Origin of the sequence: Streptomyces sp. NPDC056296 (genome assembly GCF_042268605.1) — a bacterium.
Lineage (GTDB): Bacteria > Actinomycetota > Actinomycetes > Streptomycetales > Streptomycetaceae > Streptomyces.
Window position 1 is genome coordinate 1 of sequence record NZ_JBHJRX010000084.1, and the last position, 21,477, is coordinate 21,477.

Below are 21,477 nucleotides of genomic sequence, written 5' to 3' on the forward strand. Positions count from 1 at the left end.
GACCCGAGAACCACTACAAGGGCTGCACCCATATCACCAGCCGAAACGCCGCAAGTTGCACTGCCGATCGAACCCCTAACCGAACGGCATTGCCCTTAGGGGGTCTCGGGCGCGCACGTCGACGGGTGACCGGGGAAAATCGGGGCGTGGACGTGACTCTGCTAGGCACCGGTGCCCCCGCGGGACTCCCCCGCCCCGACTGTCCCTGCGCGGCCTGTGCCGCGGCGCAGGGCGAGAACGCGCGCGCGGCGACCTCGCTGCTGGTGGACGGGGCGTTGCTGCTCGACCTGACGCCCGGCGCGGCGTTCGCGGCCGCACGCGCCGGGCACTCGCTGACCGGCGTACGGCAGGTGCTGCTGTCGCACCCGCACGACGGGCCCGCCGTGGAGGTGCCGGCCGGGCTGCCGCAGCCGGGGCGGGTGCCGGACGGGCGGGAGCTGGCGCTGCTGACCGGGCACCGGGTGCGGGCGGTGGCGATGGACGCGCCGGGCACCGGGTACGCCGTGACCGGTCCGGACGGGCAGCGGCTGCTGTATCTGCCGCCGGGCGGTGCGCCGGCCGGTCTGGAGGAGCCCGCCGACTCCTACGACCTGGTCGTCGCGGACGTCGTGGGGCGGCCGGACGCGCTGGCGAAGCTGCGGGCGGTGGGTGCCGCGGGGCCGACGACGGACGTCGTCGCCGTCCACCTGGACCACGACGTGCCGCCGGGCCGGGAACTGGACCGGCGGCTCGCGGCGGCCGGGACGCGGGCCGTGCCGGACGGGACGACGCTGGTGGTCGGCTCCTACGAGGACGTGCCCGACGTACCGCGGCGCACCCTCGTACTGGGCGGGGCCCGGTCGGGCAAGTCGGTGGAGGCCGAGCGACGGCTGGAGGCCTTCCCCGACGTGCTCTACGTCGCGACCGGGGGCTCCCGCAACGGGGACACCGAGTGGGCGGCGCGGGTCTGCTCCCACCGGGAGCGGCGGCCGGGTTCGTGGCGCACCGTCGAGACGTGCGACCTGGTGCCGCTGCTGAAGGACGACGGGCCGGCGCTGCTCGTCGACTGTCTGTCGCTGTGGCTGACGGACGCGATGGACGCCGTCGGGGCGTGGGACGACGCGGAGTGGGCCGACGGCGGGGAGCGGGCCCTGAGGGACCGGATGCGGGAGTTGACGGAGGCGGTGCGCACCACCCGGCGCGCGGTCGTCGCCGTGTCGAACGAGGTGGGCTCGGGCATCGTGCCCGCCACCGCCTCGGGCCGCCGCTACCGGGACGAACTCGGGCGACTGAACGCGGCGTTCGCGGCCGAGTGCGAGCAGGTGCTCCTGGTGGTCGCGGGCCAGGCGCTGGTGCTACGGGGCTGAGGCGTCCTTGCGCGCGATGACGCGGTGCGTCCGCACGCCGGTGAGCACGGTGCAGCCCCGGGCCGCCAGTTCGGCGCGCAGGCCCGCCGGGTGCGAGGTGCCGGGCGGGAGGGCGAACAGGCGGCGCGGGTCCGCCACGTCGACGAGCAGATGGCCGCCGGGGCGAAGCACGTGGAGGGCGGCGCGCAGTTCGGCGCGGGGGTCCGGGACGCGTTCCAACTGCTGGAAGAGGCTCACCACGTCGTAGCGGGCGCGCAGCCGGGCCGCGATGTGCGGGTCCGTCAGCCGGCCGACGAACGCCTCCTCGACGCACTCGACCGCGCGGGCGCGCAGCACCCGGTGGGTGGGGTCCAGGCCGTCGAAGGAGGTGTACGGGAAGTACGCGCGCGCGGTGCGGGGGAAGTCGGCGTCGCCGGTGCCCACGTCGAGCCAGCTCTCGGGGTCGGGGCGGCGGCGGAGCATCGCGCGGGCGGCCAGGCCGTGTCGCAGGCGGACTCCGGCCCGGACCAGCGGGTGTTCGGGTCCGGGCGTGAACGGGGGGTTGCGGAAGACGTGCCGGCAGTCGAGGCAGCGTTCGAGGACGGACCGCCCGGGGCCGGCCCGGCGCGGGTCCTCCCCGCGCGGACGGGCCCGCAGCCGCCGGGAGCCGCACCAGGGGCAGTCCGCACGGTGCGGCCCGTACCGGGGCATCGGAGGAACCCGGGGGACGGAAGGCGGCGCCGTGGGGACGGGAGATGCGGAGGGTGCGGACATGGGCGGCTCCCGACGCGAGACGAGGACACAGGACGACGACATACGACAATTCCCGCAAAACGTTACGTAGGTGATCGCGATCCGGGGCGCAACGACGCAGCTCGGGCGCGGTGCGCACGGGCCCGCCGCCGTGGTCATCCAGGGCCGGTACTGTTCGGCGAATGAGCTCGCTGAATCTCGACGACTTCACCGATCTGATCGAGCGCCCCGACGGCGGGGTGCGCCGCGACGCGGAGGCGCGCCGGGAGCGTCAGGTCGTCCCGCCCGGATCGCTGGGCCGCCTGGACGACCTGGGCGAGTGGCTGGCCTCGGCGCAGTCCGCCGTACCGGTGCGGCCGGTCGAACGGCCCCGGGTGGTGCTCTTCGCCGGTGACCACAAGGTGGCCGAGCTGGGCGTCTCGGCACGGCCCGCGGGCGGCGCCGGCGAGCTGGTGCGCGAGGTTTTGGAGGGCGGCCGTCCCGTGTCCGTGCTCGCCCGGCGCCTCGGCGTGCCGGTGCGGGTCGTCGACATGTCCCTCGACTGCGATCCGGAGACGCTGCCGGCCGAGGTCGTGCGGCACCGGGTGCGGCGCGGCGGCGGGCGCATCGACATCGAGGACGCGCTGACCCCGGAGGAGGCCGAGGCCGCCTTCCGGGCCGGGATGGCGGTGGCCGACGAGGAGGCCGACTCCGGTACGGATCTGGTGGTCCTCGGCGATGTGAGCGTGGGCGGGACCACGGCGGCGGGCGTACTGGTCGCCGCGCTGTGCGGGACCGACGCGTCGGTCGTCACCGGGCGGGGCGGGCTGGCCATCGACGACCTGGCCTGGATGCGCAAGTGCGCGGCGATCCGCGACGCGCTGCGCCGCGCCCGGCCGGTGCTCGGGGACCAGTTGCAGCTGCTCGCGACCGTGGGCGGCGCCGACCTCGCCGCGATGACGGGCTTTCTGCTGCAGAGCGCGGTGCGGAAGACGCCGGTGATCCTGGACGGCGTCGTGACGGTCGCGTGCGCGCTGGTCGGGCAGCGGGTCGCCTTCCGGGCACCCGACTGGTGGCTGGCCTCCCACGACAGCGGGGAGCCGGGCCAGGCCAAGGCGCTGGACCGGATGGCCCTGGAGCCGCTGCTGTCCCAGGGCGTGACGGTGGGCGAGGGCGCGGGGGGCCTGCTGGCGCTGCCCCTGGTCCAGGCCGCGGCGGCACTGGCGGCGGAGCTGCCGGAGGTCTCCGACGGTAAGGAGTCCGTCGGCGTTCAGTGAACGGGCGTCGCCTGCTCGCCCGGCGTTGATGCGGGGCGGGTGGGGTGGGTGACGCGGCCCGGCGCCGGCGGGGTGCCCGGCGTGGGTGTGGGCCGGGGGTGGGTCACGCGGCCCGGCGCTACCGGGGCGCCCGGCGTGGGTGTGGGCCGGGGGTGGGTGACGCGGACCGGCGCTGGCCGGGTGCCGCTGCGCCCACCCGTGCCGCCCCAGCGGCACGACTGCCCGCAGCTGCGCGGGGCGGCGTACATCTGCCCGCAGCTGCGCGGGGCGGGGCGGGACGGGCGGAGAGCCGCGTACGGCGAGAAGGGACGTGTCGGGGGGTGTTCGCCCGCAGTGGTTGGCGCGTCAACGGACGGTACTTCTGCGGCCGACCGATTCCGCGCCGTTCCGAGGACGGACACCCCCCGGCGCGGCCCGACCCACCCCACCACCGAAGGCGCTACCCGCACCCCCACCGAACCCGCACAGGCCGCCGCAGGCATCAGCGTTGGTCCGGGCGGCCGCCGATCCAGTCCTGGAAGGCGCGGCCGGGGCCGGACCAGCGGCGGTCGTGGTGGTAGGCGCGCAGGCGGGCCCTGGCACGGGCGCGCGGGCGGCCCCCGTAGAAGCGGCGGGCCCAGAGCGAACCCGGCCGGGCCAGGCGGACCGCGCCGATCAGGGCGACGAGAGGGACGATCACCCCGAAGATCGCGAGGCGGGCCTTGCCCTTGGCCAGGGCGAGGAGGGAGAAGAAGAAGTTCCCCGCGACGGTCGCGATGACGTTGGCGCGGTCCTGCAACTCGTCCTCGGACATGCCGTCGACGCCGAACGGCGTGAACCCGGCGAGGACCAGTCCGACAAGGGCCGCGGTGACCACCACGACCTCCACGCTCTGCCGGCCCGCCTCGGTCCAGTAGACGTCGTCGAGGTGCAGGATCAGCGCGAACTCGTCCAGCACGAGGCCCGCCCCGATGCCGAAGACCACCGCCGCGACGGCGGAGCCGAAACCGTGCCGGCCCCCCGCGACCGCGCCGAAGCCGCCGATGACGGTGAGGACGATCCCCGGGACGACGTGGTGGATGTGCACCCCGCCCGCCTTGACGTTGCCGAAGGGCCCCTTGTCGGCCCGGATGAGCCGGGTGATGACCCGGGTGATCACGAACGTCAGGACGAAGGCGGCCAGGGCGAGGAGCAGCGGCAGCTTGCCCGGTTCCATGATGTTGCGCTGCCACCAATCTCCCATATGCGAACTTTATCCCCAGCCCGCGCCGGTGCCCCGGTGACCGCCGGGTAGTCTGCGCCGGTGCTCAGGACCCCCTCCCCCGACGGCCTCCGTTTCGCCTTCGGCACCCTCACCGTGTTCCCGGTCAAGGTGACCCGCTGGGACCGGGAGGCGGCGCGCGGCGGCATGCTGTGCGCGCCGCTGGCCGGACTGGCCGTCGGCCTCGTCGCCGCGGCGGCCGGGCTCCTGCTGCTGTTCCTGGGCGCGGGAAGCCTGCTGGCCGCGGTCGCCACGGCCGCCGTACCCGCCGTACTCACCCGCGGACTGCATCTGGACGGCCTGGCCGACACCGCGGACGGACTCGGCAGCGGGAAGCCCGCCGAGGACGCGCTGCGGATCATGAAGCAGTCGGACATCGGGCCGTTCGGCGTGCTCGCCCTCGTGTTCGTGCTGTTCGCTCAGGTGGCCGCGCTGGCCCATGCCTACGACGGGTCCTGGGCTGGGGGCGCGCTCGCCGCCGTGGTCTCGGCGACCGCCGCCCGGCTGGCGCTCACGCTCGCCGCCCGGTCCGGGGTGCCCGCCGCCCGCCCGGAGGGACTGGGCGCGGCGGTCGCCGGAGTGGTGCCGGTGGGTGGCGCGCTGGCGGCCACCGCCGTCGTCACGGCGGCCGGTGCGGCGGCGGCCGCGCTCCTCGGCCCGTACGGCGGATTGCACGGCGGGCCGTACGACGGCCTGCACGACGCGGTCCGTACAGCGCTGGCCGTGCTGTGCGCCGTAGCCGTAGCCGAACTCCTACTGCGGCACTGCGTCCGCCGCTTCGGCGGGGTCACCGGCGACGTCTTCGGCGGGGTCGCGGAGACGGCGGCCACCACCGCCCTCGTGGTGCTGGCCCTCGGCTGAGGCCGGGACTCCGGGCACCAGGCACCAGGCACCAGGCACCAGGCACCAGGCACCAGGCACCAGGCTCAGCAGGCCTCGCGCCACACCCCCAGTTCGTACTTCTTCAGCATCGAACTCAGCCTCAGCTCACGTGACTCCGCGCAGAAACGGCCGGTCGGCAGCTCGTACTCGACGTGGAAGACCGCCTTGTCCGCGTCGATGAACGGCTGGTTGTCGGCGCACTCGCCGTACTGGGCGCACTGTTCGTTGACCGCGAAGTCGAAGTCGTCCACCAGCTCGGGGATCTGGTCCAGGTCGTTCTTGAGGCCGACGGTCATGCCGCGGTCGTGGGCGAGCTTCGCGATCAGCCGGTTGTAGCGGAGCTGGTCGTCTGCGGTGAGCGGGAAACCGGTCTCGTTCTTGTAGCCGTCCATGTTGTCCGGTTCGACCGCGTCGAAGCCCTTCTCGCGGCACATGTCGATGCGCTCGGCCATCAGCGGCTCCAGGACGTCCGTCTCCCGGATGTCCAGCCAGCGCTCCCCCTCCCAGCCGTTGCCCTTGCCCAGCACCGACTTCGGGAACTTCTCCGCGTCGGGGCGGAAGTCCTCCCAGGCTCCGGTGGACAGGTAGCAGATGACCTTGCGGCCGTCGTCGTGCAGCCCTGCCACGGTGGACCCGGTGTGGTCGAACCCGTCGATGTCGTAGACCGGTACGTCGACGGACGTGTCGAGCTTGCCGCTGAGCTGCCACTGCCAGGCGGTGCCGGGCCGCGGCTGCCAGTGGTCGCCGGCTTCCGGCTCGTCGCCGGGGGACGACGTGCAGCCCGTGAGCAGCAGGAGAAGGGCTATCGACAGGACCGGGCGTCTCACGGGGCGTGCTCCATGGTGTGGGGTGGCGCGGTGGCGTACCCCAGGAATGATCTCCCATCCCGGGACGCGGGCGGGAAACCGCGGCCCCGCGGGAGGGAGCGGAGGCGGGCGCGAGCGTAGGCTCGTGCCGGGTGTTTGCCTGCCCAGGTAGAGACCGCATCGCAGGAGGGATCTAGGGTCGGTTGTCGGGCCCGGTCGACCCACCCGCATTCGGCCATACAAGACTTCATACGGAAGCGAGAATTCACCACCGTGACTGCTCTCACTCTCAGCACCGCCGCGGCGCCCGGCCTGCGGGCCGACGCGATCGTGATCGGTGTCGCCAAGGGCACGGCGTCCAGGTCCGGCGGCCTGGTCGTCGCACCGGGCGCGGAGGCCGTGGACAAGGCGTACGACGGCCGGCTCGCCGGCGTCCTGGAGACCCTCGGTGCCACCGGCGCCGAGGGCGAGGTGACGAAGCTGCCCGCTCCGTCCGGCTTCAAGGCACCCGTCGTGGTGGCGGTGGGCCTCGGTGCCGAGCCCGAGAAGGACGCCGACTTCGACGCCGAGGCGCTGCGCAGGGCCGCCGGCGTGGCCGCCCGCGCCCTGGCCGGCGCCAAGAAGGCCGCGTTCGCCCTCCCGCTCGCCGAGGCCGCCGCCGCCGGCGTCATCGGCGAGGGCCTGCTGCTCGGCGCGTACGCCTTCGACGCCTACAAGGAGTCCGGCAAGGACGCCAAGGCCAAGAACGGCAAGGCCCCGCTGGCCGAGGCCGCGCTGCTCGGCGGCAAGCCCCGCGACAAGGCGTACAAGGCGGCGATCGAGCGTGCAGCGGCCGTCGCCGAGGAGCTGAACCGCGCCCGCGACCTGGTCAACACCCCGCCGAACGACCTGAACCCCGAGGCGTTCGCGGCGGTGGCCCAGGCCGCCGCGAAGGAGCACGGCATCAAGGTGCAGGTGCTCGACGAGAAGGCGCTCACCAAGGGCGGCTACGGCGGCATCCTCGGCGTCGGCGCCGGCTCGGCCTCCGGCCCGCGCCTGGTGAAGCTGTCGTACACGTCGTCCAAGGCGACGAAGTCCCTCGCCTTCGTCGGCAAGGGCATCACCTACGACTCGGGCGGCATCTCGCTGAAGCCGGCCGGGCACAACGAGACGATGAAGTGCGACATGGCCGGTGCCGCCGCCGTGTTCGCCGCGGTCGTCGCCGCAGCGCGCCTGGGCCTGGAGGTCAACGTGACCGGCTGGCTGGCGCTGGCCGAGAACATGCCGTCGGGCTCCGCCACCCGCCCGGGTGACGTGCTGCGCATGTACAGCGGCAAGACGGTGGAGGTGCTCAACACCGATGCCGAGGGCCGGCTCGTCCTCGCCGACGCGCTGTGGGCGGCCTCGCAGGAGAAGCCGGACGCGATCATCGACGTGGCGACCCTGACCGGCGCGATGATGCTGGCGCTGGGCAACCGGACGTACGGCGTCATGGCGAACGACGACGCGTTCCGCGCGGCGGTGCACGAGGCCGCGGAGGAGGTCGGCGAGCCGGCCTGGCCGATGCCGCTGCCGGAGCACCTGCGCAAGGGCATGGACTCGGCGACCGCCGACATCGCCAACATGGGTGAGCGGATGGGCGGCGGGCTGGTGGCCGGGCTGTTCCTGCGCGAGTTCGTCGGCGAGGGGATCACCTGGGCGCACCTGGACATCGCGGGTCCGGCCTTCAACGAGGGCGGACCGTTCGGGTACACGCCGAAGGGCGGGACCGGGACGGCGGTACGGACGCTGGTGCGGGTCGCCGAACTGGCGGCCGCGGGCGATCTGGGCTAGGGCGCCTGAGAGCTCGGGGGTGCGGGTGATTCGGCGGCTCCGGGCCCGTTGTGGCCGGTCGCGCCGTTCCCCGCGCCCCTCAGGGGCGTCACCTCGTCCTGCGTCGCAACAGAACGTGGGACGTCTCACACACCGGCCCCACGTCTCGTCGGCCCCCTACAAGTGCGAAGATGGGGCTCGGCAGGACAGGGCCCACCTAAGGGCCGAGAACAAAGAGCGGCCGGACACCAGCCGCCGACCGGTCACTGGAGACCGGCGTGGCGCACATGCATGGAGGACGTGACGTGGCGAACGACGCCAGCACCGTTTTCGACCTAGTGATCCTCGGCGGTGGCAGCGGTGGTTACGCCGCGGCGCTGCGCGGGGCGCAGCTGGGCCTGGACGTCGCCCTGATCGAGAAGAACAAGCTCGGCGGCACCTGCCTGCACAACGGCTGCATTCCCACCAAGGCCCTGTTGCACGCGGGCGAGATCGCCGACCAGGCCCGCGAGAGCGAGCAGTTCGGCATCAAGGCGTCCTTCGAGGGCGTCGACATGGCGGGCGTGCACAAGTACAAGGACGACGTGATCGCCGGCCTGTACAAGGGCCTGCAGGGTCTGGTCGCCTCCCGCAAGGTGACCTACATCGAGGGTGAGGGCCGACTGTCCTCCCCCACCTCCGTCGACGTGAACGGCCGGCGTGTCCAGGGCCGCCACGTCCTGCTGGCGACCGGCTCCGTGCCGAAGTCGCTGCCGGGCCTGGACATCGACGGCAACCGGATCATCTCCTCCGACCACGCCCTCGTCCTGGACCGCGTGCCGAAGTCCGCGATCATCCTGGGCGGCGGTGTCATCGGCGTCGAGTTCGCCTCCGCGTGGAAGTCCTTCGGCGCCGACGTCACGGTCATCGAGGGCCTCAAGCACCTCGTGCCGGTCGAGGACGAGAACAGCTCGAAGCTGCTGGAGCGCGCGTTCCGCAAGCGGGGCATCAAGTTCAACCTGGGCACCTTCTTCGAGAAGGCCGAGTACACCCAGGACGGTGTCAAGGTCACCCTCGCCGACGGCAAGGAGTTCGAGGCCGAGGTCCTGCTCGTCGCCATCGGCCGCGGCCCGGTCTCGCAGGGCCTGGGCTACGAGGAGGCCGGGGTCGCCATGGACCGCGGTTACGTCCTGGTCGACGAGTACATGCGGACCAACGTCCCGACCGTCTCCGCCGTCGGTGACCTCGTCCCCACCCTCCAGCTCGCGCACGTCGGCTTCGCCGAGGGCATGCTGGTGGCGGAGCGGCTCGCCGGCCTGAAGACCGTCCCGGTCGACTACGACGGTGTGCCGCGGGTGACGTACTGCCACCCGGAGGTCGCCTCCGTCGGCATCACCGAGGCCAAGGCCAAGGAGATCTACGGTGCGGACAAGGTCGTCGCCCTGAAGTACAACCTGGCGGGCAACGGCAAGAGCAAGATCCTCAAGACCGCGGGCGAGATCAAGCTCGTCCAGGTCAAGGACGGTGCCGTGGTCGGCGTCCACATGGTCGGCGACCGCATGGGCGAGCAGGTCGGCGAAGCCCAGCTGATCTACAACTGGGAGGCGCTGCCGGCCGAGGTGGCCCAGCTCGTCCACGCCCACCCGACGCAGAACGAGGCGCTCGGCGAGGCCCACCTGGCGCTGGCCGGCAAGCCCCTGCACTCCCACGACTGACCTCACTCGGTCATTGGGCGCGACGACACAGACTTCCGCAATTCGTAAGGAGCAACCGAAACCATGGCGGTTTCCGTAACCCTTCCGGCGCTCGGCGAGAGCGTCACCGAGGGCACCGTCACCCGTTGGCTGAAGGCCGAGGGTGAACGCGTCGAGGCCGACGAGCCGTTGCTCGAGGTCTCGACCGACAAGGTCGACACCGAGATCCCCGCGCCCGCGTCGGGCGTGCTGTCCTCCATCAAGGTCGCCGAGGACGAGACCGTCGAGGTCGGCGCCGAGCTGGCGCTGATCGACGACGGCTCCGGCGCCCCCGCGGCCGAGGAGGCCCCGGCCGCCGAGCAGGCCCCGCAGGCCGAGCAGGTCGCCGAGCCGGCCCCCGAGCCCGCCCCGGCCGCCCCCTCCACCGAGCAGGCCGCCCCGGCGCCCGCTCCCAGCGCCGACGCCGCCGCCGGCGGCGGCGGTTCCGCCGAGGGCACGGACGTGGTCCTGCCCGCGCTCGGCGAGTCCGTCACCGAGGGCACCGTCACCCGCTGGCTGAAGTCGGTCGGCGACTCGGTCGAGGCCGACGAGCCGCTGCTGGAGGTGTCCACCGACAAGGTCGACACCGAGATCCCGGCCCCCGCCTCCGGCACCCTGCTGGAGATCGTGGTCGGCGAGGACGAGACCGCCGAGGTCGGCGCCAAGCTCGCCGTCATCGGCGAGGCGGGCGCTGCTCCGGCCGCCGCCCCGGCCCAGGAGGCTCCGGCCCAGGAGGCCCCGGCCGCCCCCGCGCAGCCCGAGCCCGCCCAGGCCCCGGCGCCGCAGCAGGCCGCCCCGGCCCAGCAGGCACCCGCCGCTCCGGCACCGCAGGCCCCCTCGGCCCCGGCTCCGCAGCAGCAGACCACCCCGGCGCCCGACCCGGTCCCCTCCGCCCCGGCGCCCGCGCCGGCCCCGGCTGCCGCTCCGGCCGCCCCGGCCGCCGCCCAGCCGGTGGACGACGGCGCCTACGTCACCCCGCTGGTGCGCAAGCTCGCCGCCGAGAACGGCGTCGACCTGTCCACCGTCAAGGGCACCGGCGTCGGCGGCCGTATCCGCAAGCAGGACGTCGTCGCCGCCGCCGAGGCAGCGAAGGCCGCCGCTCCGGCTCCGGCCGCCGCCGCCGCGCCCGCCGCGAAGAAGGCCCCCACCCTGGAGGCCTCCCCGCTGCGCGGCCAGACCGTCAAGATGCCGCGCATCCGCAAGGTCATCGGCGACAACATGGTCAAGGCGCTGCACGAGCAGGCCCAGCTGTCGTCGGTCGTCGAGGTCGACGTCACCCGCCTGATGAAGCTGCGCGCCCGTGCCAAGGACGCGTTCGCGGCCCGGGAGGGCGTCAAGCTCTCGCCGATGCCGTTCTTCGTCAAGGCCGCGGCCCAGGCGCTGAAGGCGCACGCGCCGATCAACGCCAAGATCAACGAGGCCGAGGGGACCATCACCTACTTCGACACCGAGAACGTCGGTATCGCGGTGGACTCCGAGAAGGGCCTGATGACCCCGGTCATCAAGAACGCCGGTGACCTCAACCTGGCCGGCATCGCCAAGGCGACCGCCGACCTGGCGGGCAAGGTGCGGGCCAGCAAGATCAGCCCGGACGAGCTGGCGGGTGCGACCTTCACCATCAGCAACACCGGTTCGCGCGGCGCGCTGTTCGACACGATCATCGTGCCGCCGGGCCAGGTCGCCATCCTCGGCATCGGCGCCACGGTCAAGCGCCCCGCCGTCATCGAGACGGAGGAGGGCACGTCCATCGGCGTCCGCGACATGACGTACCTGACGCTGTCCTACGACCACCGTCTGGTGGACGGCGCCGACGCCGCCCGCTACCTGACGGCGGTCAAGGCGATCCTGGAGGCGGGCGAGTTCGAGGTCGAGCTCGGCCTGTAATTCCCCTGCCAGTAGGCGTGTACGGTGCCCCCGCCCGGAGCTCTCCGGGCGGGGGCACCGTCGTGTTTCGGCGGCGGCACGCTGTGTAAGTCTCGTCTCACCTGCGTAAAAGCGCCCCCGTGCGCCCTTTCCGCCCGCCGCGACGGCCGTATTGTCTAAGCGTCAGTCGCCCCAGGGGGCCGAAGGGGTCCCCTCCCGAAGGAGCTCTCATGACCGCGCCCGTCGTCCACTCGCTGCGCGAACAGATCCGCGAGCACATCCTGGAAGGGATCATCAGCGGACGCTGGCAGCCGGGCGAGCGGATCGTGGAGCGCCGGATCGCCACCGAGCTGGAGGTCAGCCAGACGCCGGTGCGGGAGGCGCTGCGGGAGCTGGAGTCGCTGCGGCTGATCGAGTCGGCGCCGAACAAGGGCGTGCGGGTGCGCAACCTGACCGCCGCCGACCTGGAGGAGAGCTACCCGGTCCGGGCCGGTCTGGAGGCGATCGCCGCGGAGCTGGCGGCGGACCGGCTCGCCGTGGACTGCTCGGCCCTGGAACCGCACGTCGCCGCGCTGTACGAGGCCGACCGGGTTTCCGACGGGACGGCCCAGGTGCGGCACACGGTGGGCTTCCACCGGGAGCTGGTGCGGGCGGCCGGCAACTCGGTGCTGCTGCACACCTGGGAGGGGCTGGGCATCGAGGTGTTCACGGCGCTGTCGATACGGTGGCTGGGGACGGTGCAGCAGTCGTACGCGGAGGAGCACGAGGAGCTGGTCGCGGCGTTCCGTCGCCGGGATCCGCGGATCGCGGACCTGGTCAAGGCCCACGTCCTGGGCTGCGCCCCCCGCGCGTAGGTTTTCGCCCCCGCCGCCCCTTCCCGTCCCGTCCCTGGGGGCTCCGCCCCCAGACCCCCCGATTTCGCGCAGTTCCCCGCGCCCCTTTAGGGGCGCGGGGAACTGCGCGATCAGCCACAGCGCACCCGCAGACGCCACACCCCCGAACCACCCGAGCTCTACGGCGCTCACCTGCACAAACACCCACCAGCACAGGTCACTCCGTGCCATCGCCGAAGGCACCCCGTGCCTACTTTCTCGTAATCAAGAGGTTTTGTCCCTCAACCCTTTGATCGATCATCGATCAGGGAGTTACAGTCACCGACGGGCTTCCACCGAAGCCCACCGCCCTGTCCTGCCAAAGACCTAGGGCACCCCCGAACCCTTGACGATGAGGGAACCCCCTTCGACTGAGGAAGGCGGCGACATGACCGACCCCAAAGCCATCCAGCCGAGCGAGCTCGACCAGCTCCCGGACCGCGACCCGGAGGAGACCGCCGAATGGCAGGCCTCCCTGGACGCCGTCACCAAGGCGGCCGGGCCGCACCGTGCCGCGTACCTGATGCGCCGCACACTGGAGCGCGCCGAGGGCGCCGGCATCGCGCTGCCGAAGCTCCTCGAGACGGACTACGTCAACTCCATCCCGACCGCCGACGAGCCCGCCGTGGACGGCGACGAGGCGATGGAGCAGCGGATCACCGCCTGGAACCGCTGGAACGCGGCAGCGATGGTCACCCGCGGCAGCAAGCACGGCGTCGGCGGCCACATCGCCACCTTCGCCTCCGCGGCCTGGCTGTACGAGACCGGCTTCAACCACTTCTTCAAGGGCAAGGAGGGTGACGGCTCCGGCGACCAGCTCTACATCCAGGGCCACGCCTCTCCCGGCATCTACGCCCGCGCCTTCCTCGACGGCCGGCTCAACGAGGAGCAGCTCGACAACTTCCGCCGCGAGGCCGGCGGGAACGGTCTGCCGTCCTACCCGCACCCGCGGCGCCTGCCCTGGCTGTGGGAGTTCCCCACCGTCTCCATGGGCCTCGGGCCGATCTCCGCGATCTACCAGGCGCGGTTCAACCGCTACCTGACCAGCCGCGGCATCAAGGACCTGACCAACTCCCACGTGTGGGCGTTCCTCGGTGACGGCGAGATGGACGAGCCGGAGTCCACCACCGCGCTCACCCTCGCCTCCCGCGAGGGCCTGGACAACCTGACCTTCGTCATCAACTGCAACCTGCAGCGCCTCGACGGTCCGGTCCGCGCCAACTTCAAGATCGTGCAGGAGCTGGAGGCCCAGTTCCGCGGCGCCGGCTGGAACGTCGTGAAGTCGCTGTGGGGCACGGCGTGGGACGAGCTGTTCCAGCTCGACACCAACGGCGCGCTCGTACGCCGCCTGCGCGAGGTACCCGACGCGCAGGTGCAGACGTACCAGACGCGCGACGCCGCCTACATCCGCGAGGACTTCTTCAACAAGGACCCGCAGCTCGCCGAGATGGCGAAGCTGCTGTCCGACGACAAGATCCTCGAGTGCTTCCACTACTCGCGCGGCGGCCACGAGTCCCGCAAGGTCTACGCCGCCTACCGCGCCGCACTCGCCCACAAGGGCGCGCCGACCGTGATCCTGGCCCAGACGGTCAAGGGCCACACCCTCGGCACCGGCTTCGCCTCCAAGAACGCCAACCACCAGATGAAGAAGCTCTCGGTGGACGAGTTCAAGGACATGCGCGACCTGCTCGGCCTGCCGATCAAGGACAGCGACTTCGTCGACGGCGTGGTCCCCTACGGCCACCCGGGCGCCGACTCGCCCGAGGTCCGCTACCTCCAGGAGCGCCGCGCTGCCCTCGGCGGTCCGGCCCCGGCCCGCCGCGTCCACCCGGTCGCGCCGCTGCCCGCGCCCGCCGAGAAGGCGTTCGCGTCCTTCGACAAGGGCTCCGGTTCGCAGAACGTGGCCACCACCATGGCCTTCGTCCGCCTGGTCAAGGACCTGGTCCGCGACAAGGAGACCGGCAAGCGCTGGGTGCCGATCGTCCCCGACGAGGCGCGCACCTTCGGCATGGAGAGCCTCTTCCCGTCCCTGGGCATCTACTCGCCCAAGGGCCAGACGTACGAGCCGGTCGACCGCGACCAGCTGATGTACTACAAGGAAGCCAAGAACGGCCAGATCCTCAATGAGGGCATCACCGAGGCCGGTTCGATGGCCGACTTCATCGCCGCCTCGACGTCGTACGCGACGCACGGCGAGACGATGATCCCGTTCTACATCTTCTACTCGATGTTCGGCTGGCAGCGCACCGCCGACCAGATGTGGCAGCTCGGCGACCAGCTCGGCCGCGGCTTCCTGGTCGGCGCGACGGCCGGCCGGACCACGCTGACCGGTGAGGGCCTCCAGCACGCGGACGGCCACTCCCCCGCGATCGCGGCGACCAACCCGGCGTCGCTGACGTACGACCCGGCCTTCGCCTACGAGGTCGCGGCGATCGTCAAGGACGGTCTGCGCCGGATGTACGGCGAGGCGGCCCCGGGTGAGGACCCGGACGTCTTCTACTACCTGACCGTCTACAACGAGCCGATGCCGCAGCCGGCCAAGCCGTCCGCCGCCGGTGTCGACGAAGGCATCGTCAAGGGTCTGTACCGCTTCAACACGGCCGAGTCGGCGGGCCTCACCCCCGCCGCCAACGCCCCGCGCATCCAGCTCCTCGGCTCCGGCACGGCGATCCACTGGGCGCTGAAGGCGCAGCGGCTGCTCGCCGAGGAGTGGGGCGTGTCCGCCGACGTGTGGTCCGCGACCTCCTGGACGGAGCTGCGCCGGGACGCCATGGACGCCGACGCGGCGCTGCTGCGCGGCGAGGAGCGGACGCCGTACGTCCGCCAGGCGCTCCAGGGTGCCGAGGGCCCGGTCCTCGCGGTCTCCGACTACATGCGCCAGGTCCCGGACCAGATCGCGCAGTGGGTCGAGCAGGACTACTCGTCGCTCGGTGCCGACGGCTTCGGCCTGTCGGACACCCGTGAGGCCGCCCGCCGCCACTTCGGCGTCGACGCCGAGTCCATCGTGGTCGCGGCCCTGGCCCAGCTCGCCAAGCGCGGCGAGGTCAAGGCGACGGCCGTGAAGGAGGCGCGCGAGCGCTACGGCCTGTAAAGGCTCCCGAGGCAGGCCCCCTCCGTGGACGACCGCGGCGGGGGCCTCCCGCGTTCTCCTGCATGATGTGGGCATGCGCGCTGCCCGCCTCATCAAGATGGTGCTGCTTCTCCAGTCCCGTCCGGCCATGACCGCCGCCGAGCTGGCCGAGGAGCTGGAGGTCTCGGAGCGGACCGTGACGCGGGACGCGCAGGCGCTGTCGGAGGCGGGCGTACCGGTGTACGCGGAGCGGGGCCGGGCCGGGGGCTACCGGCTGATCGGCGGGTACCGCACCCGGCTGACCGGGCTGGCGCGGGGCGAGGCCGAGGCGCTGTTCCTGTCCGGGGTGCCGGGGGCGCTGCGCGAGATGGGCCTGGAGGACGCGGCGTCGGCGGCCCGCCTGAAGGTGTCGGCCGCCCTGCTCCCCTCCCTCCGGGACGCTTCCCGCACGGCGGCGCAGCGGTTCCACCTGGACGCGCCGAACTGGTTCCGGGAGCCCCGGACGCCCGAGCTGCTGCCGGCGGTCGCGGACGCGGTCTGGGACGACCGGACCGTCGCCGCGCGCTACCGGCGCGGGGAGGACGAGGTCGTCCGGGAGCTGGAGCCGTACGGGCTCGTGTTGAAGGCGGGCGTCTGGTACCTGTGCGCGAGGGTCGCGCGGGCGGCGGGCGGCGGGGCCTTCCGCGTCTACCGCATCGACCGGTTCACGGCGGTGGACGCGGGCGAGGAGCGCTTCGCGCGGGACGACGACTTCGACCTGCCCGCGTTCTGGGCGGAGCGGGCGGAGCAGTTCGCGCGGTCGATCCTGCGGGCGGAGGTCGTGGTGCGGCTGTCGGCGGAGGGCGTGCGCGGGCTGCCGTACGTCCTGGACGCGCGGTCGGCCCGGGAGGCGCTGGAGGCCGCGGACGGGCCGGACGCGGACGGGTGGGTGACGGTGACGCTGCCGGTGGAGTCCGAGGAGGTCGCGCACACCCAGCTGAGGGGGCTTGGGCCGGAGGTGGAGGTGCTGGCGCCCGAGGCGCTGCGGGAGCGGTTCGCACGGGAAGCACGGCGACTGGCCGGGTTGTACGGCGACGGGGCGTCCGAGGACGAGATGGACGAGATGGACGGCGACGCCCACCCGGCCGGCACATAACGATCCGCCCCACTCCACGTGCGTACCACCCCTCCAGGACCGATGCTGGACCCGTGATGGACGAGACGGAGTTCTGGGAGCTGATCGACGCCACCCGGCAGGGTGCCGACGGCGATCCCGAGGACCAGGCCGATCTGCTCGTGGAGCGGCTCCTCGGGATGGACCCGGACCTGGTGCTCGACTTCGCCCGCCATTTCGAGGCCCGCTACAACCGCGCCTGCACCTGGGACCTGTGGGGCGCCGCGTGGGTGCTGCTCGGCGGTGCCAGCGACGACGCCTTCGACTACTTCCGGTGCTGGCTGATCGGCCAGGGCCGCGAGGTGTACGAGGGCGCGGTGCACGAGCCCGACTCGCTCGCCGAGCTGCTGGACGACTTCGACGAGGAACTCGACGGCGACGGCGAGGAACTCGGCTACGCGGCCGACGAGGCCTACGAGCAGCTCACCGGCACCGTCGCCCCCGATCTGGGCATCGCGCCCGCGCCCGCGGAGCCGCTGGGCACCGCGATCGACCTGGAGAACGACCGGGCCGTCGCCGAGCGGTTCCCGCGCCTGTGGGAGCGGTTCGGGCAGGACTGACGCACCGCCTCCGGTCGGCCGGTGCCACCGGCTCGGCGCGGGTGTCAGCCCCTGCGGTCCTGGAGTCGCGCCGCCCGGTCCCTGATGTCCGGGAGGCGGGCGGTGAGGGCCTCCCCCGGGCAGCTGGTCTGGTAGCCGTCGTCGTGGCCCGCGACGGCGGGCAGGGTGGCGGTGGAGCCGACGGCGTACCGGCTGAGGCCGTTGCTGGAGACCAGGCTGGCCTTCCCGCGCGGGTCGGTGTCGGTACGGCCGAGTTTCCAGGCGGCCAGCGCGGCGATCGCGTCGGTCAGCGCGTCGGGCACGGGCACGCCGGCGGTGAAGGTGCCGAGGGCGGCGATGCCGGTGGTGCGGTGGTTGAAGCCCTGGGTGTGGGCGCCGGTGACGGGCCGGTCGATGCCGCCCGCGCGGCCCTCGTAGATGGTTCCGCAGCGGTCGACGACGAAGTTGTAGCCGATGTCGTCCCAGTCCCGGGCGCCGGTCTGGCCCGTGTAGACACCCCGGAGGATGGCCGGCACGTCGGCGCAGTCGTAGCCGTTCGGCGTGTCCGTGTGGTGGACGAAGACGGCGAGGACCTTGTCGTCGTAGCGCGGGGGCGGCTGCGCGCGGGCGGCGTCGCCCAGCCAGACCGACCGGGGCACGACGGGCGGCCGGGGCGCGGTGTGCCGGTCGGCGGCGGCCGGCCGGGCGTGCGTCGCGGCGGCCCGTTCCACACCGCTCGCGCACAGCGCCAGCGCGGCGACGGCGGCCAGACCGGGCAGGCAGCCGAGCAGCACCCGTGCCGCGCCCGGCATGCGGGCGACGCCCGGTATGCGGGCCGCGCCCGGTACGGGAAGCGCACGCCGTTCCCGGGCCTCGCGCGGTCCTCGGAAGACACGCATGGTCCCACTGTCCGGCGGATCCGGTGCGCCCGCGACGTACGCTGTGCCACTCGGTGGAACTATCGTCCCGGTCCGCTTGAACTGGTGGCGCCGGTGAGCGCATTCCGAGGGCACTTTGTGACAGAACCCAAGTGAACGTGCAGGTTGCAGACACAATTGCGACCGGTTCTGACATCGGGATTAAGAGTTCAAGCGCGGTGACATAAACCGATGCTACGGTCCCGATTGTGAGACAAGGCACTCTGGACAAGCGGCGGTTCGGGCACCGCGCCCGGCTCGCCCTGTCGCCTGCCGAGGTGTCGAAGGCTGACGGCCAGGCGCATGCGGCCCGCACCCTTTGGAATCTCCTCCACGCATGGTGGCGAATGATGCCGAAGGAGAAGCGGACCCTCGCGAACGCGGACGCCGCGATCCGTCAGGCCCGCGAAGACATCGACTTCCTGGCCGTCCTTCCCGCGCAGGCCGCGCAAGCAGTACTCAAGACGTACTTCCGAGCGTGGAAGAACTGCTGGGAGCACCGCGCCGACGCTCCGAACTTCAAGGGCCGCTTCCGCACGGTGATGTCCGTGGACATCCCGCAGGGCCGGGACCTGAACATCGTCCGGGTGCACCGCCGGTGGGGACTGGTCAATCTTCCCAAGGTGGGCCGGGTCCGCTTCCGGTGGACCAAAGACCTGCCCGTGGGCAGGCGTGCAGGCGTGGAGAATCGGATCACCGGGGCCCGGCTGGTCAAGGACGCGCTCGGCTGGCACATCGCCTTCCGCGTCCAGAGACTGGAGGTCAAGCCCGAGCCCCACCAGGGGCCGGACGTCGGCATCGATGTGGGCGTCACCGTCCCGATCGCCCTCTCCGACGGCCAGACGTACGAGCACGGCGAATGGCTCACGGCGAAGGAGAAAGCCAAACTCCTGCACCTGGAGCAACGCGCCGCCCAGCGCAAGCAGTACCGCAAGCCCGGCGAACGCACCAGCCACCGGCTGCACCGCACCTACGACCAGATCGCAGAACTCCGCGCGAAAGCCAAGCGCCGGGCCCTGGACTGGCAGCATCGGACGACCACCGCCATCGCCCGCACCTACGGCACCGTCGTGGTCGAAGCACTCACCATCACGAACATGGTCAAATCCGCCAGAGGAACAGTCGAGGAGCCGGGGAAGAACGTCGCCCAGAAGTCCGGGCTGACCCGCTCCATCAGCGGTGAGGCCTGGGGCCGCACGGTCACCCTTCTCACGTACAAGACCGCCCAGCTCGGCGGCACCCTCGTGAAGGTCCCCGCCCCCGGCACCTCCCGACGCTGCTCAGCGTGCGGTCTCACCGTGCCCGGCAGCCGGGAGTCCCAGGCCGTGTTCGTGTGCAAGAACCCGGACTGCGGCTGGTCGGGCAACGCCGACCACAACGCAGCCCGGAACGTCCTGCATCTGTACCGGACGGGCCTCGCGCTCGTCCCGGCTGCCGGGAGGGCAGTCGTCAGGCGCGCGAAGCGCGTCAAGCCCGCTGCCGCGAGGTAAGCAGGAATCTCCCGGTTTCAGCCGGGAGAGCACTTCAATCGATCCGCTCCACGGTCCGCCCCGGCAACTCGGGCGGACCGCTGCTGACCACCGACGGCCGGGTGTACGGCGTGGTCTTCGCCCGCTCCACCTCCGACGCCCGGACCGGCTACGTGCTGACGGCGGACGAGGTGGCCGACGAGGCGCGGCGCGCGGCGGAGGCGACGGAGGCGGTGGACACGGGCGAGCCGGTCGCGTCGTGAGCGTCGGGGCCGGTCAGCCGCTGACGGGACGGGGACCGACCAGCGACTGCCCCATCGTCACGTCGTCGACGTACTCGCCGTCGAGGTGGAACTCCTCCGGCTGCACGCCCTCCACGACGAAGCCCTCGGACTCGTAGAGCTTGCGGGCCGCGGTGTTGGGGCCCAGGACGCGCAGGGTGATGCGCCGGGCGCCCAGGCGGCGTGCCTCCGCCACGGCGGCCCGGACGAGCGCGCGACCGGCGCCCTTGCCGCGGGCCGCGTCGGCGACGGCGAGGCCGCGGATCTGGCGTACGTGGGCGTTGGAGGCCAGTGGCGTGGGAAAGCCCAGGCGGACGTAGCCGACGACGGCGCCGTCGAGCTCGGCGACCAGGTGGTCGGCGGGGCCCGAACGCTCGTTGAAGAAGGCGTCGTCCGGTGCCGGCGGAGGCGAGACGGCGTGCTGGTACGACCAGGTCTCGAGGTCGAGCCGGCGCAGCGGCTGCTCGTCGTCGGACCTGGCCTGGCGTATGTGCGGAGCTGGCATGACGGTCACTGTACGACGCCGGACCGCAGGCCGGTCCGGGGTTTTTCCCGGGCCACCCGGCAGGATGGGCGCATGGACGATGGACGCAAGGACAGGGAACGTTCCCGCGTCGCGGTGGCCGGCGCGTCCGGCCTCATCGGCGGCGCACTGGTGCGGTCCCTGACCGCGGACGGGCACGACGTGGTCCGCCTGGTACGCCACGTGCCCCGGAACGCGGACGAGGTCCGTTGGGACCCCGAGGGCGGACGCGTGGACGCGGCCGGGCTCGACGGGTGCGACGCCTTGGTCAATCTGGCCGGGGCCGGGGTGGGCGACCGCCGCTGGACCGACGCGTACAAGACACGCATCCGCAGCAGCCGGGTGCACGGCACGACGGCGCTCGCGGAGGCCGTCGCCTCGCTGGAGCGGCGTCCGCGGGTCTTCGTGAACGGCAGCGCGATCGGCTTCTACGGCGAGACCGGCGACCGCGCCGTCGACGAGAGCGCGCCCGCGGGCGAGGGGTTCCTGCCGTCCCTGTGCCTGGAGTGGGAGGCCGCGGCGGCCCCCGCCCGGGAGGCGGGGGTGCGGACGGTGTTCGTGCGGACCGGGCTGGTCGTCGCCCGCGGGGGCGGGGCCTGGGGGCGGCTCTTCCCGCTCTTCCGGGCGGGGCTCGGCGGGCGGCTGGGCGACGGGTCGCAGTACTGGTCCTTCGTGGCGCTGCACGACGAAGTGGCGGCGATCCGGCACTTGCTGGACCGCGACGACCTGTCCGGCCCCTTCAACCTGACCGCCCCGCACCCGCTGACGAACCGTGAGATCACCTCCGCCATGGGGCGCGTACTGCGCCGCCCGGCCCCCTTCGCGGTGCCCGCCCCGGTGTTGCGCGCAGCGCTCGGCGAGATGGCCGGCGACGTCCTGGGCAGCGCCCGGATCCTCCCGGCCCGCCTGCTGGACTCGGGCTTCCGCTTCGCGTTCCCGGAGATCGACGGGGCGATCCGGGCGGCGCTGTGAGGTGAGGGCGGCCCCTGCCGCTTCCCGACCGTATGCCGATCACGTGACGACTG

The 21,477-nt window shown here is 72.8% G+C and carries 17 protein-coding genes and 1 pseudogene; 13 read left to right on the plus strand and 5 right to left on the minus strand.

Going from position 1 to position 21,477, the window contains the following annotated elements; translation table 11 throughout:
- Nucleotides 1-146: 146 nt before the first annotated feature.
- Nucleotides 147-1,346 (plus strand): bifunctional adenosylcobinamide kinase/adenosylcobinamide-phosphate guanylyltransferase, encoded by a 1,200-nt coding sequence (locus ACFCZF_RS37530; RefSeq protein ID WP_376675473.1) that lies wholly within the window; start codon nucleotides 147-149, stop codon nucleotides 1,344-1,346.
- Here ACFCZF_RS37530 and ACFCZF_RS37535 read toward each other — a convergent pair.
- Complete coding sequence (locus ACFCZF_RS37535) at nucleotides 1,335-2,036, minus strand: class I SAM-dependent methyltransferase (protein ID WP_376675474.1); 702 nt, start codon at nucleotides 2,034-2,036, stop codon at nucleotides 1,335-1,337. The two genes, ACFCZF_RS37530 and ACFCZF_RS37535, sit on opposite strands and share 12 nt — an antisense overlap.
- 224 nt (nucleotides 2,037-2,260) lie before the next feature.
- Here ACFCZF_RS37535 and cobT point away from each other — a divergent pair, with 224 nt between their 5' ends.
- On the plus strand, nucleotides 2,261-3,334 hold the full coding sequence (cobT, locus tag ACFCZF_RS37540) for a nicotinate-nucleotide--dimethylbenzimidazole phosphoribosyltransferase (protein ID WP_376675475.1): 1,074 nt from the start codon (nucleotides 2,261-2,263) through the stop codon (nucleotides 3,332-3,334).
- 481 nt (nucleotides 3,335-3,815) lie between these two features.
- Here the strand turns inward: cobT and ACFCZF_RS37545 are convergent, their stop codons facing one another.
- Nucleotides 3,816-4,556 (minus strand): hypothetical protein, encoded by a 741-nt coding sequence (locus ACFCZF_RS37545; protein WP_376675476.1) that lies wholly within the window; start codon nucleotides 4,554-4,556, stop codon nucleotides 3,816-3,818.
- Between the two features lie 60 nt (nucleotides 4,557-4,616).
- Between ACFCZF_RS37545 and ACFCZF_RS37550 the strand changes: the two genes are divergently transcribed.
- The gene (locus ACFCZF_RS37550) at nucleotides 4,617-5,435 is read left to right on the plus strand and encodes an adenosylcobinamide-GDP ribazoletransferase (RefSeq protein WP_376675477.1); all 819 of its coding nucleotides are present in this window, start codon (nucleotides 4,617-4,619) and stop codon (nucleotides 5,433-5,435) included.
- Nucleotides 5,436-5,500: 65 nt separating this feature from the next.
- On the opposite strand, the gene ACFCZF_RS37555 is transcribed toward ACFCZF_RS37550, so the two are convergent.
- Nucleotides 5,501-6,283, minus strand: coding sequence for an endo alpha-1,4 polygalactosaminidase (locus ACFCZF_RS37555; protein WP_376675478.1), 783 nt, complete (start codon nucleotides 6,281-6,283; stop codon nucleotides 5,501-5,503).
- 252 nt (nucleotides 6,284-6,535) lie between these two features.
- On the opposite strand from ACFCZF_RS37555, the gene ACFCZF_RS37560 reads away from it, so the two are divergent.
- The 7 genes from ACFCZF_RS37560 to ACFCZF_RS37590 all read left to right on the plus strand — a co-directional run bounded on the left by ACFCZF_RS37560 (nucleotide 6,536) and on the right by ACFCZF_RS37590 (nucleotide 17,283).
- Nucleotides 6,536-8,074, plus strand: coding sequence for a leucyl aminopeptidase (locus ACFCZF_RS37560; protein WP_376675479.1), 1,539 nt, complete (start codon nucleotides 6,536-6,538; stop codon nucleotides 8,072-8,074).
- A 284-nt stretch (nucleotides 8,075-8,358) separates the two neighbouring features.
- Nucleotides 8,359-9,747 carry a dihydrolipoyl dehydrogenase gene (gene lpdA, locus ACFCZF_RS37565; RefSeq protein WP_375923330.1) on the plus strand — a complete coding sequence of 463 codons (1,389 nt, stop codon included), beginning with the start codon at nucleotides 8,359-8,361 and terminating at the stop codon, nucleotides 9,745-9,747.
- A gap of 63 nt (nucleotides 9,748-9,810) precedes the next feature.
- Nucleotides 9,811-11,649, plus strand: coding sequence for a 2-oxoglutarate dehydrogenase, E2 component, dihydrolipoamide succinyltransferase (gene sucB / locus ACFCZF_RS37570; protein ID WP_376675480.1), 1,839 nt, complete (start codon nucleotides 9,811-9,813; stop codon nucleotides 11,647-11,649).
- A 209-nt stretch (nucleotides 11,650-11,858) separates the two neighbouring features.
- Nucleotides 11,859-12,482 (plus strand): GntR family transcriptional regulator, encoded by a 624-nt coding sequence (locus ACFCZF_RS37575; protein WP_375923335.1) that lies wholly within the window; start codon nucleotides 11,859-11,861, stop codon nucleotides 12,480-12,482.
- Nucleotides 12,483-12,888: 406 nt separating this feature from the next.
- A complete protein-coding gene (aceE, locus tag ACFCZF_RS37580; RefSeq protein WP_376675481.1) occupies nucleotides 12,889-15,591 on the plus strand; it encodes a pyruvate dehydrogenase (acetyl-transferring), homodimeric type in 2,703 nt (900 codons plus the stop codon).
- A 73-nt stretch (nucleotides 15,592-15,664) separates the two neighbouring features.
- Nucleotides 15,665-16,705, plus strand: a complete 1,041-nt coding sequence (locus ACFCZF_RS37585) for a helix-turn-helix transcriptional regulator (protein WP_376675482.1) — start codon at nucleotides 15,665-15,667, stop codon at nucleotides 16,703-16,705.
- A gap of 56 nt (nucleotides 16,706-16,761) precedes the next feature.
- The gene (locus ACFCZF_RS37590) at nucleotides 16,762-17,283 is read left to right on the plus strand and encodes a DUF4240 domain-containing protein (protein WP_121746626.1); all 522 of its coding nucleotides are present in this window, start codon (nucleotides 16,762-16,764) and stop codon (nucleotides 17,281-17,283) included.
- 44 nt (nucleotides 17,284-17,327) lie between these two features.
- Here ACFCZF_RS37590 and ACFCZF_RS37595 read toward each other — a convergent pair whose 3' ends face one another.
- The gene (locus tag ACFCZF_RS37595) at nucleotides 17,328-18,161 is read right to left on the minus strand and encodes a peptidoglycan recognition protein (RefSeq protein WP_376675483.1); all 834 of its coding nucleotides are present in this window, start codon (nucleotides 18,159-18,161) and stop codon (nucleotides 17,328-17,330) included.
- 227 nt (nucleotides 18,162-18,388) lie between these two features.
- Between ACFCZF_RS37595 and ACFCZF_RS37600 the strand changes: the two genes are divergently transcribed.
- Nucleotides 18,389-19,669 (plus strand): RNA-guided endonuclease InsQ/TnpB family protein, encoded by a 1,281-nt coding sequence (locus ACFCZF_RS37600; protein WP_376675484.1) that lies wholly within the window; start codon nucleotides 18,389-18,391, stop codon nucleotides 19,667-19,669.
- 32 nt (nucleotides 19,670-19,701) lie between these two features.
- Nucleotides 19,702-19,911 (plus strand): annotated as a pseudogene (locus ACFCZF_RS37605) (serine protease); the annotation flags it as partial.
- A gap of 13 nt (nucleotides 19,912-19,924) precedes the next feature.
- Here the strand turns inward: ACFCZF_RS37605 and ACFCZF_RS37610 are convergent.
- Complete coding sequence (locus tag ACFCZF_RS37610; protein ID WP_376675485.1) at nucleotides 19,925-20,434, minus strand: GNAT family N-acetyltransferase; 510 nt, start codon at nucleotides 20,432-20,434, stop codon at nucleotides 19,925-19,927.
- Nucleotides 20,435-20,506: 72 nt separating this feature from the next.
- Here ACFCZF_RS37610 and ACFCZF_RS37615 point away from each other — a divergent pair, with 72 nt between their 5' ends.
- Nucleotides 20,507-21,424 carry a TIGR01777 family oxidoreductase gene (locus ACFCZF_RS37615; RefSeq protein ID WP_376675486.1) on the plus strand — a complete coding sequence of 306 codons (918 nt, stop codon included), beginning with the start codon at nucleotides 20,507-20,509 and terminating at the stop codon, nucleotides 21,422-21,424.
- Nucleotides 21,425-21,477 lie beyond the last annotated feature (53 nt).